The organism is Moorena producens 3L, from assembly GCF_000211815.1.
Classification (GTDB): domain Bacteria; phylum Cyanobacteriota; class Cyanobacteriia; order Cyanobacteriales; family Coleofasciculaceae; genus Moorena; species Moorena producens.
In genome coordinates this window covers 315,653-334,372 of sequence record NZ_GL890840.1, presented here as the reverse complement: position 1 = coordinate 334,372, position 18,720 = coordinate 315,653, and the positions used below count along the sequence as shown (strand labels likewise).

Here is an 18,720-nt window from a genome sequence, read left to right as displayed (position 1 = left end):
TAGTGGTTAGTGGTTAGTGTTTATTGGTCATTAGTCATAATTCTGAGCAACTTTAAACTTGCCAACCGATGTTTGTAATTCTTCAGCAATACTGACAGTGTCTTGGAGGGAGTGGGAGATATGTTCTGTTGACTGGTAGGTGCGTTCTGAGATTTGGGCAATGTCTTTCATTACGTTTGTCACAGCGCTTGAGGTTTCCGCTTGGGAAACGGTAGCTTGGGATATGGATTGAATGAATTGGTCGATTTGGGTGGAGACGTTGAGGATTTGACGAAAACTGTCTTTGGCTTCTTGAACTAGATAGGTGCCTTCGACCACTTGGGTAGTCCCCAGTTCCATAGCTTCCACAACTTCGGAGGTGCCTTGTTGGATGTTGTCTACAATTTGTTCAATTTCTTTAGTGGCCGTGGCAGCGCGAGCAGCAAGTTCCCCAACTTCTTCGGCAACCACGGCAAATCCTTGCCCGTCTTCCCCAGCTCGGGCGGCTTCTATGCCAGCGTTGATGGATAATAGGTTGGTTTGCAGGGCAATTTGGTTAATAAATGCCACCACTTGGGAAATTTGCTGGGAGGATTCCCCGAGGCGCTTGACTTTTTTGGCAGTTTCTGCTATAGTATCTCTCAAAATTATGATACTGGCAACAGAGCGCTCAATAGCGTGGGTGCCGCTTTGGGCGGTGTTGGCAGCGGTATGGGCGACGGCAGCGGCTTGGCGGGCGTTGAAGGCTACCTCTTGAATAGAACTAGTCATTTGAGCCACAGAATCTAGGGTGTGGGTGATTTCCTGGGTTTGTTGGAGAGCGGCTTCAGAGAGTTGATGAATAGCTCCGGCATTGTCCCCAACGGACTGGTTTACCTGAGTGGCAGCAGTTTTGACTTGGGTAACAATCCCTCGTAGACTTTCGATTACGGCATTGAAGAAGTCAGCCACAGTGCCAATTTCCCCACTGAGGATCTCAGCCCTTACCGTTAGGTCACCTTGGGCAGCTCCTTCCACTTTATTGACCAGTTCTAACAGTTGCAACTGTAGGGCTTCCCGTTGTTGCTGTTGCTCCTGGGAAACTACTTCCGCAGCAGTGCGGGCTTGTTTGAGCTGGTCTACTAGCTTGGCTTGCTCAAGGGCAAAGCCCAATTGAATCGACATCTGCCTGAAAAAATTGATGTCTGATTCTTGCCAATGCCGGGTACCGGAACACTGATGGGCGACCAACAGTCCCAGTAATTTTTCCTCCCCTAAGATAGGGGCGACTAGGTTAGCTTTGACTTTAAACGGTTCAAGTTGACCGAAGTAACAATCACTCAAGCCTGCCTGGTAAATGTTATCCAAGGCAGTAACTCTACCCTGCTGATACTTTTCCACATATTGGTGGGCAAAGCAGGGGTCAGCAATTTCTGCTCCTAGGGATTTAGGCCAGCCATGACCCACAGATTCGGCGACAATGGTTCCTTGCCAATTTTCGTCAAACAGATAGACTAAAACTCGGTCGGTTTTCAGAGCTTCTCGGATGCCACTGATGGCTGACTGGTAGATTTCCTCGACTGTGAAGGATTGCCGGATACCGGAGGTAATCTCAATTACTTGCCCAGCTCGGTCGGCTTCAGCAGTCTTCAGTGTGGCGAGACTGGCACTGCTTAAGGCTAGTCCTAAGTGGGTGGCTAATTCCTGTAGAAAGTCAATCTCATCGGTGCGCCATACCCGAGTCCTAGAACACTGATGGGCTACCAATAAGCCAATTAGATTATCGACCCCCACAATCGGGACGACCAGGTTTGCCTTCACTTGCAGTCGGTTCAACAACTGCATATGGCCCGAGGCATATTTCACCGCTTGGACATCACTGGTGGGCACAACCCGTCCCTTGCGGTAGGCTTCCAGCAATTTTCTGGGAATACAAGCATCAGTGATTTCCTGGGCGATCGCTTTTGGCCAATGGGAGTCTACCGCTTCAGCCACAATGGTTCCCCGATAGCCTGGGTCAAAATAATAGATCACCACCCGGTCGGCAGCTAACTTTTCCTTAGCAGCATTCACCACTAAATCAAAGGCATGGGCTTTCTCATCAGGTTTGGCAGCATGGGTGACAACATCAGCAAATAACCGAGCCTTGTCTAGGGAAGCTTGTTGGTTAGCAACTAGGGTCTGTAGCTGAGATGCCATGCGGTTGATATTTGACCCAAGTACCCCCAGCTCATCGGTTCCCAGCAGCTCCAAACGGGTATCCAGTTCCCCTTCGCCAAGGGCTTTCACTGCCTTGGTAGCTGCTAGCAGGGGACTGGTCAACCGGTTAGCGAGATAGACAGCTACTGCAGCAACTAATAAGGTGGTCAGGGAGGTTCCCAGGGTCAGGGTGAGGAGTAATTGCCGCTGGGGCAGAAATGCGATCGCATCTGGGGTGGCCATCACTGCGACCCAGGGCAGGTCTGGTAAATCGTTGATTTTACTTAAATCGTTGTTTTTACTAAAGGGGGTATACGCTAGCAGATCCTGATGCTTTTTGACCTGATCAGATGTGACTAGAGTATTTGGTTTATCAGCAGTTAGCAGTTCCTTGGCGTCAGGGAATACCTTGGTTAGGGGCTGATTAACGATATTGCTTTGGTTGGAGAGAAAAATTTTACCGTTGCTGGTGTTGATTAAGTAAAGTTCTTCGCGTCCGCGGCCCATCAGGTTAATCGAATCTTGAAGGTATTGGATGGGCATCCGGGATTGGATAACTGCGACCAGCTCTTTTGTATTTTGGTCAAGTACCGGTGCAGCTAAGTAAAGGGATAACTGACCAGACGCATCCGACTGTGTCGGTTGACTAATCGCCGGTTGTTTGGTGTTGATCACCTGCTCAAAATAAGACCGGGAGCTGGGATTATCTACGGGAGTCTGATTAGATTTGGCAATGACTTTGCCTGTTAAGTCTAAAACAGCTATACTGTCGTAGACTTGGTAAATGTCTTGGTAGCGGTTTAATAATAAGGCTTGTCTTTCCGAAAGGGAGCTGGTCTGCTGTTGACTGGAATTAGTAAAAACTGGGAGCGTAGCTAGAAATCGAATATCCGCATAGCGTTCTTGTATGAAGCCGTTGAGTTTGTCTTCTAGGCTAACTACCCTAGCAATGTTGTTTTGGGAAATTTCTTCGGTAATAGATTGGTTGGCTAAGTTATAGGCAATAGAGCCAATCAGTAGTACAGGAATAGTGCCTAGGGTGATTAATAATGATGTTACTTTAGTTTTTAAGCTGAGTTTAAGACCCCCAGAGCTTTTGGAAGTGCTAGGTGGTTCAGTGGAGCCTATAAGCTCAACCCCATCCTGATTGGAGTTTTGGGTTACTTCTGTCCTAGTCACATTTATAACTGAGTCCAATTCGGCATGGTGACGATACCTGTCTTGGGTTACCCCCTGACTAGTTAAATCCTTATTAATTTCATTATTATATATTGATTTATCAAACTGTTTCACCATAAAAAAGCACCATTACCTGGCTACTAACTTAGTTTTTATAAAAGCATTGATATATCTATTATATTTTAAAAAAATGGTCTATTTTCGGATAGTATTAAATTAACAATCAACAATTAACAGCTCCCATTGAGCTTAAGTCAATTCCCGTTAAATTAGGTGTTGTGTAAAAGAGATGAAGCCATAATTGCCAAACCATCTAGTACTAACAAAATTTCTTGCTCTTGCAAAGCGCATCCTCGTAAGTAGGGAACCAAACCCGATGACACTTGTCCCAGTGGAGATTGAATACAATCGGGTGTTAGTCGCAACACCCCTTCAATGCTTTGGACGGCAACCCCTAAAGACGCTGACTGATTACGGAGCGTCACTATGTTGTACTGTTGAACATTGGTTTCTACCGTCGGTAAACCTAGCATTTGAGCTAGATCAATGACCCACAACACACGAGAACGCCGATTCATCAACCCCTGTACGTAGAAGGGCATATTTGGCATGGGGGTCAGACGCTCTTGGGGCAAGACTAGAACTTCCTGGGCTTGATGCATAGATATAACCGCAGGGGTTTGTTCATTTAACAAAAATTTAAGATAAGCATCCCCGATATTATTGTGTTCTTCAGATGGTTTGGTTATACTAGCTAACTGAGACCAGGTCTGGGGGGTATGGGCTAGGGCTGAGGTATTCATTAATTCACAAGTTAACCTATGTGAGGAGACCAATAATTGGTGAGTTTATAATTGGTGAGTTTGTCAAAGTATTGGTTAGGTCAACTATAACCAATAAAATAATCTATAGTAATAACCTATAGAGGGATATGTATTTATAAAACCACCCTAAATGTCTTAATAAATCAACACCGAATTCAGCTTTTTATCCTTCATAGATATAAAGTAGATAGTTACCCAATGATTATTTGAGATGTTTAAACACTATCTTGAGGAGATCGGATTGGTTAAACGGTTTAGTCAAGTAACCAGATGCTCCAACAAGTTTAGCCTTAGCTCGGTCTAGGAAACCAGTATTCCCTGTTACCATAATAATTGGGGTATGTTTAAAAAGTGAATGCTTTCGTAACAGAGAACATAGCTCATAACCATCTAAGTTTGGCATGGCAACATCGAGCAAAATTAGGTCAGGCTTAATGCGGATAACTTGCATTAATGCCCTAACTGGGTCATTAATCATGACAACAGAGAAACTTTTATCTTCTAAGAAGGAGTTGATGGCATTTAAAACACTTGTACTATCATCAATGCAAGCAATCTTGTAAGTTTTACTGGTAGACGTTGGTTGTTGATTAACCGAGGTATGATGCTGAAATCTCTGCTCTAATGGAGCCGAGTTATTTAGAGAGGATTCGTGAATTGAGTTCAATGGTGTAGAATTTCCGATTGGGACTACAGAATTAGAGCTATAGGGATTATTCACTGGCTTTGAGTTAGAAGAGTGCTGATGTTGTAACTGTTCGTAACAGTGTTCAACAATTGTGCGAAGGTCAAGCCTACAAAATTTAGGCAAATCCTCAGATGGATTAGTTTCCAGTAATTGGTAAGTTCCTTCTTTCTCTGACAGCAGAGAACCGATTACGTCTTCAGCCAATTCTTCGATCAGACTTGCTGCCTGAACGGAATTCAGATAATTTTGATTGACCAACCAACAAATTGCTTGGTAATCTGAAGGATAATTTGAATGACTGTTTAAGTTGGCTTCAAAGATCAGGCGAACCTGAACCCGAACCGCACTAACAAGGGTAGGAATTCTACGACTTAGACGAGATAAGTAATGGTCTAGGCGATCAAAGGGGTTGATCGAGTTTGAGCCATAAATTAATTGACCATTTTCTAGATAGATTGACCAAGAAACTGAACCACTAGATACTTGTAAACATCCATTGGCATGGCGACTAGATAATTGAGCCAATAAGGAAAGGGGGTTTAGTTTTTTATCATGCCTGTAGCTATTGATGTAGGTGGAGTTCATTTTTATCTAATCCGCTGTAAATCAATTGATGAAAAAAATCAATACTAATGATTGATTTGCTTGGGTTAATAGTTAGCTACATCCTAGCTAGAGTAGATTCCGGAAAGTTTTCTTGAAGTTAAATTATTTTTTTAACTAAAAATCGATTTTCTACACAAATAACAGCCATACCCAAACTAAAACTGTACAATAGGTCATGTGATGTGACTAGTAAAAATTACCTAATTAACTTAGGTAGTAGCTGCTTACCTGAATTCTATATCTCAGAAATGAATGGGAGCTGAGATTCAAAAATTAAACGGTTTTAAGTTTTTCCAAAAAAATTGAGGGGTGAATCGTCATTTGCATTGCACCATGACATCCAAGAGTGAAGGGTAACTATAGTAAACTTGGATACACCCTGTAGGGACAGAAAAACTTTCCCAACACTAGATTAACCAAAAATTCACTCGTTGTCCATTATCATAACAAGGTTGTCTATCATCTGTGTAAAGCTTATATAAATAGTTTTTTCAATGGATGAAGTTAGTGTAATTAATCAGTGACTATTTACTGGCTGGCAGAAAATATTACCTAACAAGGGGTCAGGGGAAAAGTCTCGGAATTTATCGTGATAGTCAGAAGTACTGCTCTAATCAATCAGGAGCTTAGCTAAAATCACTTTAAGATTTGGCTAATGACATTAACGACAAGTTAGTTAATATAACCAAAATTGCACTTGTCAATAGCATTATTTTCAAGTTATAGTTGGTGGAGCTCGAATCAGCTGTTACACACTTAACTTGCACACTGAAGTAGGACTAGCCTACGGCAAGTCGAAGAAAGCGTCTACATTTATATAGCCCCTATATAACCCTATTATGCACGAGTTTGGGGGGCTAGTGCAAGATATGAGGTATATTAGTATACTAATATAGTAATTACTTTGTGTGATTGCCAGCAAAGAAGTGCTTTCCATCAGCAGGGTGATTTGGTCAAGACGTTTCCCGCTCTACAGGGAGACGCAAAAAAAATAGTTAGGTTAAATAAGACGTTACTGCCGCAGTCTATCCTGGGAGTAATTGTCCCCCATTATAGGAATAACTTTAGGAATAAACTGATCTCGATGCTAGCTATCGTTAACAATTAACAATCAAGGCTAGGAATGCTGCGGAAGCAGTTCCTACCCCATATCTTGTCGTTTTATCAATTGGTTAGACAAGTATGGGAAGCTATTCATCCCTTACAAAGCCAGTTTAGGTTACATTTGAGCTGAATTTTTTCTCAAGTCCCATTAAATCGGGCTATAGCTATAAACTCAATTCCAAAGGGTGCATCTCATATTTGTAAAAAATATCTCAATTGTGGGGCGGGGGCGCGGGGCGGGGGCGCGGGAATTTTCTCCCGAATTTTTGCATAATTGCAAAACTGAGATGCACCCATTCCAAACGTATTTTGCTGATCAAATATCATGACTCATTTTGGCATAATTTGTCCTGCTGCTTCTGGTCATCTTAACCCTATCACTACTTTAGGTTACGAACTGAAACAGCGTGGTCATCGCGTCACCGTATTAGGAATTGAAGACCCTCAACCAAAAGTTCTAGCCAGAGGATTATAATTTCAGGTGATTGGCAAGTCTGATTTTCCCAAAGGAACAACAAAAGACGTATTTACTCAACTAGGTAATCTGAGTGGAATTAAGGCATTACATTATACAATGAATTGGTTTTTAAATGTAGCCAAAATGTCTCTTAGGGATACCCCAGAAGTAATTAAAACAGCAGGTATAGAGGTATTGTTAGTCGATCAAGCTTCTCCAGAAGGAGGAACTATCGCTGACTATCTAAACATTCCTTTTGTTAGTGTATCCACTGCCTTAATGCTGAATCGGGAAATAAGTGTTCCTCCCTTTACCACATCCTGAAATTATGACCCTTCATGGCGGGAACTTCTACGGAACAGACTAGGTTATGCACTGGTTTCTTTTCTGGGTAAATCTCTGGGAAAAGTTATTCATGATCATCGTAAACAGTGGAATTTATCTCCCTATAAGGTGAATCAACACTATTATCAATTGGCTCAACTTAGTCAACAGCCTGCTGAATTTGAATTTCCCAGAAAAGAACTACCGTCTTGTTTTAATTTTACATGTCCGTATCATTATTCAAATTAATTTAGTCTAGAATCAATTCCCTTTACTTCTGAAAAATTAACTTGATAACCGTTAATTTATGCTTCTATGGTAAATCTAAAAACTCGGCTTTTTGGGTTTTTAAAATGATTGCATAAGCTTGTATGGGATTAGATGTTCAATTAGTAATCACTTTAGGTTGGGGAGTTAATCCAGAATATTTGCCAGAATTTCCAGGCAATCCCATAGTTGTTGGCTATGCACCTTGCGTTGCTTAATAATGGAATGATTTTAAGAGTTTTTAGGTGCGCTTGACCTTGGCGAATTAAATTCGCCACGGGTCGCACCTGTGGAATGGGCATCTTGGTGGAACTGGCATCTTGCCAGTTTCAATATATTTTCCGGCGGGCAGGATGCCCACTCTACTCCTATTCATTCGAAGATTCAGCAACGCCCAAACTTGTGCCAGCTCCTGCTCCAGTAATGTTATAAATGAAAGACCCAAATTGTTGCTATGGTGAGTATTCACGTTGAAGACGATCAAAAAACCCTTGAGGTCGAACCTAACCAAAACCTAGCTGACATCTGCGATGAGCATCCCATTTCCCTTCTTTTTGGTTGTCGGGAAGCATCCTGTGGAACCTGTCTAATGGAGGTAGTCAGGGGCATTGAAAACCTGACACCTATCACAGCTGATGAGCAGGATTTGCTTGATGTGTTAGCTCCAGACAATCCTCACGCACGTCTAGCTTGCCAGTGTGTTGTGATGGGCGATATTAGTATCAGTACTCTCAAGGGGTGAGGGGATGAACAGATGAGGGGATAAACAGGTGAGGAAAATTCCCTTTCCACACTATCTTTTGTCCAAGCACAAGAACGGAGGGATGGAGTGATCACCCCATCACTCCATCACTCCATCACTCCATCACTCCTTAAACCAGATATCATTGTAAAAACTCAGGAGTTGAAAGGGGAGCATCGATTCGACGTTGACTAGGCTTGTCAAGCTTATAAATAATCGGTGGTTCTGGTAGCAGCAGATACCGCTTGCCCCAGCCATCATTAATATCCTCAGGTCTAGGTTCAGGTGGTTTGGTCTGACCGGTGGGTAAGGCAACGGACAGAATTTGACGTGCCTGGACATACCGTTGACCATCCGATGTATTGTTGATCAGGCTGCTTGCTAGGGTTATTCGCTGCTTCTTTAAGTCCTCTTCTAGTTCCCAGAGGGACTCTTTGGGGGCGAGGGTGGCTACAAAGGTTACTTCCTCTGCTGGTTTTAGTGATAACCCAAGTTTGGACTGATCCATTTGCCAGACTTCTTGAAACTGACCGTCTGGTGCAATTTGCCATAGTTTCAAGTCGGTCTGCCATCTTCCCTTCTTTACATCGACATTTTGATAAGCCAGAATTGAATAGATAAAATTTGCGTCTCTGTTGAAAGAGAGCTGTTGATTAGGGTGCAAATAGCGAATCGCTGCTACCGTGATGGGAATTTCCTCGGGAAGATTCGTGGTTCCTGCTACGGTGTAGATCCCCGGACGGTCTGATTTGGTCACCCTAAGCTGAAAAATTGCTTTGGAAGATTGACCGAGTAATCGATTAGTTAATTGCCGTCCTGGTAATGGAAGCTGGGTGCATCCATTACTTAAAAGTAAGAGTATAAAGATGCTAAATACCCCTTTTAACAAATGGGTCATATTTTGTTTGACTATTTTTTTTGTACAAATAAAAATAAAGGTTTTGTGCATAGTCGATAGTTGCATAAAATTGTGATTAAATTAAAGTTTAACAAATCAAAATTTATTTTGGTAATTTTTGGGGATGATTAATGTTAATGCTTGGCCTGGTTAATTTTTATTCATTTATATATATTTTTTTGTTAGGGTTTTAGCCAGCTATTTATATTATTTATATGATGAATATTTTCATTGATTTAAATATCCCCTAAAAATCATATTTTTTTTTGTTGTATGAATTTGAAAGTGACATTAAGTATAGTAGCATTGGTATTCAATAACATTCAGAAGTTACCAAACCTTATGATATCGGATTAAACCTAAGACTTTGAAAAAACTAATCAAGCTTACTTAATTATATGATATAATTAGCCCCAATTTTAAAAAAAACGGAGCAGCTTTTCTCGGCTGGTAAAACATTTACGGCGGTTTGCATAACTATCAGGTACACAGGATTGTTTTCTCTCTTCCCTCTTCCCTCTTTCCTGCTCCCAGCTCCCAGCTCCGAAGCTCCCTAAAAACCCAGAACTTTGTACCTAACTGAATTGCAAACCGCTGTATTGGCCATAAATGTTAACTAAGCACAATTATATTTCATTGATTGTGGTGCTCATGAGAGACATAAATCAAATCCCTATTGCTATTGATACTAATAATCAACCAAGCATGAGCGCCTCAAAGCGTTCCGTTGAGCTAAGTTACTTATTATCCATTGGCTCGACTTCCCCCTTAGCCAAATGGGGTTTTATAGCCCCGATCACCCTATCACTCTTGTTAGGTGTTGCTAGTCTGAAAACAGAACCAGCCCATGCTTATTTTTCGGGGCTATGTCCTAGTCTTCCGGATCAAATTGTTTCGGAAAAACCTCTTAGCCCTAAGAGCGAAACGTCGAAACCATCACAGCATAACGTCTGGAGCAATACAGACCAAGACCGGCTGGACAGGTTCAACTCTAGCAATTTGTCTGAAAAGTCCCAGGAGGACTGGTCTGTTAAGGATTCATGCAGGAGGATGAGGGCTAGGTTTCAAGCAAACCCTAACAGCCAATACTACTCGGTTAGCAGCGGACAAGGAATTGGTTGTGGCTACACAAACGAAAGCTGCCTGAGGTACTTTGATAGGACTGTAGGTTTATCCAAGCAATATGACCCTAAGAGCTTCCACCCCAGTGAAGATGATTGGGTATCGATTGAGCCTAAGAAGCTGGCACAAACTAACTTTGAGGAAGCACCAGAGCGTCCATTAATTCCAGAGATTGAGCCTAAGGATGATAACCCTTTAGCTCCGACCCTAAACGTACAAGGTGCCTTTCTGAATCAGGTAGACACATCAGCGAGACTACGGCTGCAAGGAACTTATCCCCTTTCTCCCCATGCTTTGTTTGGTGCCACAGTTGACCTCACCACTGGGGATGGCTTTTCCGACACCGAAGAAACGGGATTAAGTCTCAATGAACTTTACTTTACCACTTCTGTGCCTAGCTATTCTAATCTGCGCTTTGTAGTTGGTCTAATGGATTTGACATCTTATTTTGACCGCAATAGCTTTGCTAAAGATAGCACGACCCATTTCTTTAACCCGGTGTTTCAGACGAATCCTGCTCTGGCAGCAGCAGGTATAGCGTCCCGTCCGGGGGTGCTGCTCAACTGGAATTTAACCGACAACCTGGAAGTAAGAGCTGCGGGCTTTTCTTCAGACCGAGACCTGGATGATTTTGCCTTTGATGGGTTTTCTTCAGAGCTAGCTTTCCGGGTAGGTACAGCAATCATTCGGGGGACTTACCTATCGGCTCGGGATGCTCAGAAAGATGGATTCCAGGAAATTTTTTCTTTGAACCGAGGGGATAACGAGTTTGGTCCGAAGTCCTCTGACCGCGAAGAAGCTTACGGGATTAATGGAGAACTATATATTCCTGCTCTCAAGATGGGACTGTTTGGGCGCTATGGTTGGTACGAAAATCTTGATTTAGATGAAAGCGGGGATACCTACAGTGTGGGTCTGAACCTCTTAGATTTGTTTATGGATGATGACCGACTAGGGCTTGGCTATGGTCGGCAATTGTCTAATGATGACTTGCGCCGGGACGAAGGTAATAAAGTACCAGATGTTTGGGAATTGTTCTATGACGTGCGTGTTTCACCTAATGTGCGTGCAGGTGTGACTTTGCAAGGACGAGATCAGTTTTCAGATACAATTCTTGGTGTTCGAGTCAGGGCTGATTTTGATGTGAGTGATCTCTGGGATTGAGTGCTGAGTGCGTGAGTGCGTCAGTGCGTGAGTGCGTCAGTGCGTCAGTGCGTCAGTGCTGAGTAATGGGTTTTTAAAGCTACTCGCTCATAGAATTACTCAGATAGATAGAACATAGACACTGATTCATCCTTGATAGTTCATCCTTGATAGTTCATCCTTGATAGTTTATCCTTCATCCTTGATAGTTCATACTTCATTCTTCATACTTCATGCTTTTGACCAATGAATAACGATTCTCTTGGCAAAAAAAATTTCCACTGGCAGCGTTGGTGGGTCTTTTTGATGGTTTTTGGGTTAGCAGGAGTATTAATCTTCAGCCCAGTTGAATCGGTGGTACCAGCGCTCCAAGCACAAGTTACTTCTGCAGTACGCCGAGGTTACTCTCTGTTAAAGAAAGGATGGGTGGATAATGCGATCGCAACCTTTGAACAAGCTCTAAAAGGCTCTCCCCAATCGAAGGAAGGGAGGTTAGGTCTAGCGATAGCGTATCAGCGAGCAGGGCGAGATGCAGATGCTTGGGCTGCTTATCAACAAGTCCTAGCCATCGACCCAAACAATAAAGAGGCTCTGGAAGCGGTAGGAGAATTGGGAGGTTATCGTCCTGAATGGCAGCCGGATGGGATTGAAGCCCTAACGACTTTATTAAACCTAAGTCCTAATGATACTGCTGCTCTTGCTCAGCGGGCTTTACTGCTGGGCTACCAAGGTCGTTTTCCGGAAGCCCTAGCTGATTATCAAATTGTGCTGGAGAGCAATCCTACACCAGAAATCATTCTTGGTGCTGCTCAAATCTATACCTATAGTGGTGACTATCAGCAAGGGCTGGAGCTATTTGATCGTTACCAAGCTAGCGGTAAGCCAATTCCGGGAAATGCAGCGGGAGCCTATGCTCTGGCTCTACGAGAAACTGGCAATCCTGCTCAGGCGGTAGAGGTACTGGAAGCCCAGCTCAATCAATTTTCCCAATTCTATGGCAATGATAGCTATCTACGGGCTGATTTAGCTAAAGCTTATCAAGCCTCTGGGCAACTCACAGAAGCTTTGTCTGTCCTAGAACCGTTGCGAGGGAGGGATGAAGCGGCTTTACCCTTAGCCCGGGCCCTTTCAGAAATTGGTCGTCGTGAGGGTCGCTCTGACCTAACCGAAGACGCGGTTACTCTCTACCGTCAGGTACTGGCCTCAACATCAAAGCCATCTTCTGCTTTAGTCAGGGAAGTGGCTGATGTGATGAGTGAGGTACCAACCCAGTGGGCATCAGCTCTAGAGCTTTATCAGCAGTTGACCGAGGAGCAGTCGAATAACCAAAGCTTGTTGGTGAAGTCGAATAACCAAAGCTTGTTGGTGAAGCAGATTATTCTAGAAGGTAAATTGGGTCAGTTATCCCGAACTCAACGGCGACAGCGGCTGCTTGAGATAACCCAAACCCTACCGAGTGAAGCAGCTCAGCAGCGAGATTTAGCCCAAGCTTTGTTGCGTCTAGACCCTCCTGATCCAGAACTGCTGAGTGTTTACCAAGATTTGCTGGCTACAGGGGTAGATGTACCGTTTTTGCATTTCCGTGTTGCTCAGATTTTGATAAAGCAGAATCGACTAGCCCAGGCAATAAGTGCGATTGATAGTTACAGGGCAACCTCTACTGGTGAATCGGACCAGAGTACGGAATTATTGCTAGCAGAGATTGACCGTCGCCAGGGAAATCTCGATGCCACTATCCAGCGGTATCAGAGAATTATTCAGAGTAACCCAAATAATAATTTGTTCTATGGTGCTTTGCGGGGGTTAGCGGGAATCCACATTGCCCAAGGTGATCCACAGAAAGCTCTGGTTATCTATGACCAGCTGCTATCTCGCGATCGCAATGATTTATTAGCCCAGCTGGGGCGCAGTAGTTTAGCATATCAAACTAAACGTATTGACCAAGAGGAAGCGGAAGGGGTACTCAATCAATGGCTACAGACTCAGCCTTCTATTGATCCACCGCCGGAATTGTTGAGTTTGGTGGGTGTTTTGCCTGCTGACCCAGAACGAGAAACCCTGTACATTACTCTACTAGAGGTCTCACCAGATAATGCTCCTGTACAATTGCGACGGCTACAGGTTTTAGCACAGCGAGACCCTAAGTTAGCTAAAGCTGAAATAGCTGAGTGGATTGCCGGTAATCCTGATAATATCGATGCCTACTTTGTGCAGGGAGAATTGGCTATGGGATTGAGGGATTTGCGATTAGCTAGCAATGCTTACGAAGAAATTTTAGAACGGGAGCCTGATCAAATTGGTGCCTTACTAGCGTTGGCAGGGATTAGCTTTACTCAACAGCACTATGCTAAGGCAACGGGGTTTTATAAACAGATACTAGAACTGGAGCCCAAGAATTTATCGGCTCGCCAAAACTTGGCTGAATTAAGTGTTGCCCAAGATTTTCCGTTTACAGCCCTCCAACGGTTTGAAGGACTCAACTCGGAAGAGAAAGAGTCTACAGGGACAGCTAATCCTAAGCTCGATAATCGCATCCTGCGGCTGGAGGTTGATATTCTGAAACGACGAGGTTTTCAGCCTTATTGGGAGCGGTACTAATGTAAGTATTCAGCAGTCAGCCGTCAGGGCTCAGCTTATTTTATTCAAAATCACCGATTGCGCTACGCGCATTAGCTGATAGCTGATAGCTTAAGTACTAATACCCTGTCAATTTAGTTTTTATGGTTAGGGCAAGATGTTAGATTTTAGGTGTTAGATTTTAGGTGTTAAGTTTTAGTAATTAAAGCTTAGCACCTGATAGCGTTTCGAACACTACAATACTTGTTATTTGCTAGGATAAGTTACTTTGGTTCGTTCCAATTCTTCAACCAAAATTACTGGAATTGGACTGGTTTCTAACACTGCCTGAGATACGGAACCGACCAGCACTTGCTGCCAGGGTTGATGTCCCCGTTTTCCGATCACAATATCTGTTACTTGATGCTCTTGGGCTATGCGAACAATTTCTTCGGGAATCGAACCGGTTACGGTAATAAACTGATGCCGAATATCCAAGAGCAAGCGTTTGGTTTGGTTCTGTAACTGCTTGACTTCTGGCTGATTTGATGTTGTGATCACATGTAAAACAATAACTTCCCCATTACTTCGTCTTGCTAAATCTGCTACTTTAGTTAATACGTGGGTGGCTAAATTAGAGGTATCGACAGCGGCTAGTAGCAGAGTATGAGAGGCAACGGTTACTTTGGTGGGGTCTACAGGGTCTTGGGATAAGAGTTTAGGGGCAAAGGTGGGAATTGCCCAAGCCCCTAGAGGTGCAGTAATCAAAATTGAGAGGGCTGCGATCGCTAAAATTGTCTGACCTCCTTCTAGCCCTTGACTCAAGGGAATACCACCAATGGCTGCTTGTACTGTGGCTTTTGCGGAGTTTCCGGGTAACAAAAACAGTTTCTCTCGCCAAGTCCAATTACTCCCCAATGTGGAGAGATACCACCCGACCATCCTACCGATACATAAGCCAATGGCGAGGATTAAAATGCCAGGTAACAGGGTTGTTTCTAATACCCGCAGTTGGATACTAGCTCCCATCAAGACAAATAGAATAATCTCTGCTACTACCCACAGATGGTTAAATTCCACTCGCAAGCGTCGTGCTAAGGGAGGGTCTAATTGTATTAGGAAAAATCCCATTGCCATGGTAGCTAAATAGCCAGAAAAGTATGGCAGACTTTTAGCTAACACTACTAATAATAAGGCAATTGCTGCGGTAATTAAGGTATCTTGGACGATAGTCTCGGTCCAATTTTGTTTGGTTAATAGGAAAATAATTAACTGAGCAGCGATATATCCAATTAAGACACCAAGGGCGACCTGGATTAGAACTTGCAGGGGCAGGAATTGGATAGCATTACTGTTGATCGTTCCTTGTGCCAAGAAATTCACCATCAAACTAAAGAGTAGCAATACTAGGACATCGGATAAGGCACTCCCAGTTAGAATCACATCCGGTATCCCTTTAGCTACGCCCCAGCCTAAACTTTTGAGTCGCAGCATTCCTGGCACAATCACGGCGGGGGATTCTGCTCCGACTACACAACCTAGGAGTAATCCAGTGGGAAAATCGAAATTAAACAGTATTATCGCAGCAACAGCTACTGCGATCGCTTCGGTGATGGCGGGCAAAAAGCCTAACCTTAGCGCAACAGTTCCTTGCTCCAGGAGTTTCTCGAGATCCAATCCCAGTCCTGCCCGCATTAAAATGACCATAACTGCGAAGGTGCGTAGGTCATCAGCAATAACTAGGACTTGTGGTGCGATCGCATCCCCCACTTCTGGTCCGATCACGATACCCACCACAATCATGCCAATCAAAGGAGGTGCTCCCAAGCGACGGGCAAGTTGACCCCCAAAAAAGCCCATCAATAAGATCCAAATTGTACTGCCTAGCATCCGAAATGTTCGTGCTCGTATATAAAATGTAATTACTTGTCGCTCAATTATAAAAACACAGTTGATTCGGATTGGCAACACTTGATATGAGTTGTTATGAAAATCAAGCCTAACCTTGCTATTACTTTGGCTACTTTACTGCTATCAGTTGAGGGGGCAATTGCTCAACCTAATTCATCATTTCCTAACGCTACACCACCAACTCCACTACTGTCGAACCAAGAACGGGAGGAAGTGGAAAGGTTAATTAATGATCATCTAGAGAAAAGTTACACAATTCGCAATCATATCCAATCGGAAGTTCATCGAACCTTTGACTGGACGATTAACCTGCTCAACCTTTTAATTACAGTACTAATCGCCATCCCTATTGTTACTAGTCTGGCAGTGCTCTTGCTACGTCGTAGCATCATCAACCAATTAGTGTCTGAGACGCAAAAGCAATTCCAAGAAGAAGCTGAACAAAAAATAAAAGAGCAAATTGATGCTGAAGTCACTACGGAATTAAAACGACAAGTTGAAGCTTTTAAGCAGGAGCTGGAAACGCTGAAATCTGATTTTGTTTCTCAACTCCAGCATCTAGTTGTGGCTGCTCAACATGAGAAAGAGCAGATTTTTAACGAAATTTCTCGAATTACTCCGTCGATTATCCAAGAAGAATTTGTTGCTCCAGAAGTCCAACAAAAACTGGAAGAGCTAACTAAACAGCTGGAGTCGTTAAAGTCTGCTAATCCCCAGCTATACTTAACAGTTGATGACTATATCAATCAAGGACACGCTCTGTGGATTGAAAATCGCTATCAAGATGCGATCGCATCCTATGAAAAAGCGCTTCAGCTCCAGCCAGATTCCGATGTGGCTTGGTCAGGAAAAGGCCAAGCCCTGCAGAGATTAAAGCGATATGAGGAATCCCTCGCTGCCCATGCCGAGGCGATTAAAATTAATCCGAACAACTTTAGGAGTTGGTTTGGACAAGGTTATACTCTCAGATACATGGAACAGTATGAAGAAGCACTGATTTCCTATGATCAGGTGATTCAGCTCAACCCAGATTTTCATCATGCTTGGAACCATAGAGCCTATGCCTTGATCAAACTTGGTCGCTATCAAGAAGCCTGGGACAGTTTGGAAAGAGTACGGCAGCTAAAATCAAATTCATCTAATCTTTACTACAATGAAGCTTGTTATTATGTTTTAAACGGTGAGATTGACTCAGCAATTGCCAGTTTAGAACAAGCGATGAGTTTGAATGATAGACTTAAGTCTATCATTAATATTGATGCGGATTTTGACATGATTAAAGACGAGCAACGGTTCCAAAACCTAATTAATCCATAGATCTGACCATTGTATTTATCTCTTCGTCTACCTTTGCTGGCATCTAGAGAGCAGGTAGCTAAATGATTAAAAACTCAAACAAGTCTCTGGCAATTAGTCAAGTACATTAGTCAAGTACATTACTCAACTGGATTAAACGTTTGATAGTTCCCTCCTAAGCCTTCAACAACTGTGTGAGTATTAGTGATTAACATTTTGATGTAAGTATCAGCTTCACTACCCGGTACACCTAAGGAATCAGAGTATAATTCTTCTGGCGCTAATTTCACCCCAGCTTCCTGAGCCACAGTCTTGATCAAAGCTGGGTTAATCGTGGTTTCCGCAAAAATCACTGGAACCCCAATTTTTTTGATAGCGTCTGCCAAACCCTTGACAGTCTGAGCACTGGGTTTTTCCTCAGTATTCATGCCAATTAAGGTTCCAGCCACTGGTATGCCATAGGCACGAGCATAATATTGAAAAGCATCATGAGTTGTGACTAGGTAGCGGTGCTTCTGAGGAATAGTTTGAATCTGCTGGATAATCCAAGCATCAAGCGTTTTCAATTCAGCAGTTAGCTGTGCTGCATTCTTGGTAAATTCTTCCTTGTCCTCCGGTGAGAGTTCAATCAACTGATCCCGAATGGCATTCACCATTGCGATCGCATTTTTAGCATCCCCCCAAACATGAGGATCCGGTTCCGTCTTGCCTTCGTGTTCAAAATTCAAGGGTGACACCACTTCCGCAACTGCAAAGGTCTTGACCTTAACCCCAGCAGACTTAATCAGCTTAATCAGTGCTGGTTCCAGATTGTAGCCATTGTATAAAATCAGATTAGCTTGTTCCAACGCTATAGTATCGGCTGGGACTGGCTCATAGACATGGGGATCTGCTCCCGGTTTTAGGATACCCGTCAGTTCAATTTCATCTGCTCCTACTTGTTTCGTCCAGTGGGTAATGATAGTGCTAGTGGTAACTACATTCGGCTTATCATCGCCATCAATACCACTCTGCTTTGTTCCGGTGGTATCACACCCACTTATCCAGACTCCTAAAATGATTACTACTGTCAGCCACCATTGGCGCTTTCTACTGTAGGACTTAGTAATTACTCTCATCGGCTTAATCGTTATCTTTTGATCAGAACTTACGCACCAATACCGGGCGTTGCTGATTCTGGGTATGATTCCGCCCCCCTAGCCCCCCAATTCTGGGGGGAACAAAACTCTGAAAGTCCCCCCCGGTGCGCTTTCCAATGGGCGAGTAAATCGCCCTTGGGTCGCACCGCAAAGTTGGGGGATTTAGGGGGCTTGACCAAAACCAGACGATCGCGCATTCATACTTCAATTCAGCAACGCCCAATACCGCACTACCTCGCTGCATCGCTATCAATCAAAGGCTGAAATCGGTGTAATTTTGCTAAGAAACTAGGTTTGCAGCATAAGT

13 protein-coding genes are annotated in these 18,720 nt (G+C 43.5%); 6 read left to right on the top strand and 7 right to left on the bottom strand.

Annotation, left to right across the window (positions count from 1 at the left end; all coding sequences use genetic code 11):
• Positions 1–30: 30 nt before the first annotated feature.
• The 3 genes from LYNGBM3L_RS07900 to LYNGBM3L_RS07890 all read right to left on the bottom strand — a co-directional run bounded on the left by LYNGBM3L_RS07900 (position 31) and on the right by LYNGBM3L_RS07890 (position 5,433).
• Positions 31–3,453, bottom strand: a complete 3,423-nt coding sequence (locus tag LYNGBM3L_RS07900) for a methyl-accepting chemotaxis protein (RefSeq protein WP_008181156.1) — start codon at positions 3,451–3,453, stop codon at positions 31–33.
• A 152-nt stretch (positions 3,454–3,605) separates the two neighbouring features.
• On the bottom strand, positions 3,606–4,139 hold the full coding sequence (locus tag LYNGBM3L_RS07895) for a chemotaxis protein CheW (RefSeq protein ID WP_008181153.1): 534 nt from the start codon (positions 4,137–4,139) through the stop codon (positions 3,606–3,608).
• A 223-nt stretch (positions 4,140–4,362) separates the two neighbouring features.
• The gene (locus LYNGBM3L_RS07890; protein ID WP_008181152.1) at positions 4,363–5,433 is read right to left on the bottom strand and encodes a response regulator; all 1,071 of its coding nucleotides are present in this window, start codon (positions 5,431–5,433) and stop codon (positions 4,363–4,365) included.
• Between the two features lie 1,450 nt (positions 5,434–6,883).
• Here LYNGBM3L_RS07890 and LYNGBM3L_RS43025 point away from each other — a divergent pair.
• Entirely contained in the window at positions 6,884–7,033 is a 150-nt protein-coding gene (locus LYNGBM3L_RS43025; RefSeq protein ID WP_008181150.1) for a hypothetical protein, read from the top strand.
• Between the two features lie 6 nt (positions 7,034–7,039).
• On the top strand, positions 7,040–7,339 hold the full coding sequence (locus LYNGBM3L_RS34735) for a hypothetical protein (protein WP_008181148.1): 300 nt from the start codon (positions 7,040–7,042) through the stop codon (positions 7,337–7,339).
• A gap of 401 nt (positions 7,340–7,740) precedes the next feature.
• Here LYNGBM3L_RS34735 and LYNGBM3L_RS43020 read toward each other — a convergent pair whose 3' ends face one another.
• Positions 7,741–7,884 carry a hypothetical protein gene (locus tag LYNGBM3L_RS43020; RefSeq protein ID WP_154659709.1) on the bottom strand — a complete coding sequence of 48 codons (144 nt, stop codon included), beginning with the start codon at positions 7,882–7,884 and terminating at the stop codon, positions 7,741–7,743.
• A gap of 176 nt (positions 7,885–8,060) precedes the next feature.
• On the opposite strand from LYNGBM3L_RS43020, the gene LYNGBM3L_RS07880 reads away from it, so the two are divergent.
• Positions 8,061–8,348 (top strand): 2Fe-2S iron-sulfur cluster-binding protein, encoded by a 288-nt coding sequence (locus LYNGBM3L_RS07880; RefSeq protein WP_008181143.1) that lies wholly within the window; start codon positions 8,061–8,063, stop codon positions 8,346–8,348.
• A 142-nt stretch (positions 8,349–8,490) separates the two neighbouring features.
• Here the strand turns inward: LYNGBM3L_RS07880 and LYNGBM3L_RS07875 are convergent, their stop codons facing one another.
• Positions 8,491–9,246 (bottom strand): hypothetical protein, encoded by a 756-nt coding sequence (locus LYNGBM3L_RS07875; RefSeq protein WP_143764197.1) that lies wholly within the window; start codon positions 9,244–9,246, stop codon positions 8,491–8,493.
• A gap of 651 nt (positions 9,247–9,897) precedes the next feature.
• On the opposite strand from LYNGBM3L_RS07875, the gene LYNGBM3L_RS34730 reads away from it, so the two are divergent.
• Complete coding sequence (locus LYNGBM3L_RS34730) at positions 9,898–11,532, top strand: porin family protein (protein ID WP_131826959.1); 1,635 nt, start codon at positions 9,898–9,900, stop codon at positions 11,530–11,532.
• 225 nt (positions 11,533–11,757) lie between these two features.
• Positions 11,758–14,109 (top strand): tetratricopeptide repeat protein, encoded by a 2,352-nt coding sequence (locus LYNGBM3L_RS07865; protein WP_008181137.1) that lies wholly within the window; start codon positions 11,758–11,760, stop codon positions 14,107–14,109.
• 225 nt (positions 14,110–14,334) lie between these two features.
• Here LYNGBM3L_RS07865 and LYNGBM3L_RS07860 read toward each other — a convergent pair whose 3' ends face one another.
• Positions 14,335–15,957 carry a cation:proton antiporter gene (locus tag LYNGBM3L_RS07860; RefSeq protein WP_008181135.1) on the bottom strand — a complete coding sequence of 541 codons (1,623 nt, stop codon included), beginning with the start codon at positions 15,955–15,957 and terminating at the stop codon, positions 14,335–14,337.
• A 96-nt stretch (positions 15,958–16,053) separates the two neighbouring features.
• Between LYNGBM3L_RS07860 and LYNGBM3L_RS07855 the strand changes: the two genes are divergently transcribed.
• Positions 16,054–17,295, top strand: a complete 1,242-nt coding sequence (locus LYNGBM3L_RS07855) for a tetratricopeptide repeat protein (protein WP_008181133.1) — start codon at positions 16,054–16,056, stop codon at positions 17,293–17,295.
• Between the two features lie 119 nt (positions 17,296–17,414).
• Here the strand turns inward: LYNGBM3L_RS07855 and LYNGBM3L_RS07850 are convergent, their stop codons facing one another.
• Positions 17,415–18,392: a metal ABC transporter solute-binding protein, Zn/Mn family gene (locus LYNGBM3L_RS07850; RefSeq protein WP_008181130.1), complete on the bottom strand. Its 978-nt coding sequence runs from the start codon at positions 18,390–18,392 to the stop codon at positions 17,415–17,417.
• Positions 18,393–18,720: the final 328 nt, after the last annotated feature.

Bases quoted from the DNA above. Each gene is read 5' to 3' on its own strand.
- LYNGBM3L_RS07900 (WP_008181156.1), bottom strand. From the start codon at position 3,453: ATGGTGAAACAGTTTGATAAATCAATATATAATAATGAAATTAATAAG.
- LYNGBM3L_RS07895 (WP_008181153.1), bottom strand. From the start codon at position 4,139: ATGAATACCTCAGCCCTAGCCCATACCCCCCAGACCTGGTCTCAGTTA.
- LYNGBM3L_RS07890 (WP_008181152.1), bottom strand. From the start codon at position 5,433: ATGAACTCCACCTACATCAATAGCTACAGGCATGATAAAAAACTAAAC.
- LYNGBM3L_RS43025 (WP_008181150.1), top strand. From the start codon at position 6,884: ATGACTCATTTTGGCATAATTTGTCCTGCTGCTTCTGGTCATCTTAAC.
- LYNGBM3L_RS07880 (WP_008181143.1), top strand. From the start codon at position 8,061: ATGGTGAGTATTCACGTTGAAGACGATCAAAAAACCCTTGAGGTCGAA.
- LYNGBM3L_RS07875 (WP_143764197.1), bottom strand. From the start codon at position 9,246: ATGACCCATTTGTTAAAAGGGGTATTTAGCATCTTTATACTCTTACTT.
- LYNGBM3L_RS34730 (WP_131826959.1), top strand. From the start codon at position 9,898: ATGAGAGACATAAATCAAATCCCTATTGCTATTGATACTAATAATCAA.
- LYNGBM3L_RS07865 (WP_008181137.1), top strand. From the start codon at position 11,758: ATGAATAACGATTCTCTTGGCAAAAAAAATTTCCACTGGCAGCGTTGG.
- LYNGBM3L_RS07860 (WP_008181135.1), bottom strand. From the start codon at position 15,957: ATGCTAGGCAGTACAATTTGGATCTTATTGATGGGCTTTTTTGGGGGT.
- LYNGBM3L_RS07855 (WP_008181133.1), top strand. From the start codon at position 16,054: ATGAAAATCAAGCCTAACCTTGCTATTACTTTGGCTACTTTACTGCTA.
- LYNGBM3L_RS07850 (WP_008181130.1), bottom strand. From the start codon at position 18,392: ATGAGAGTAATTACTAAGTCCTACAGTAGAAAGCGCCAATGGTGGCTG.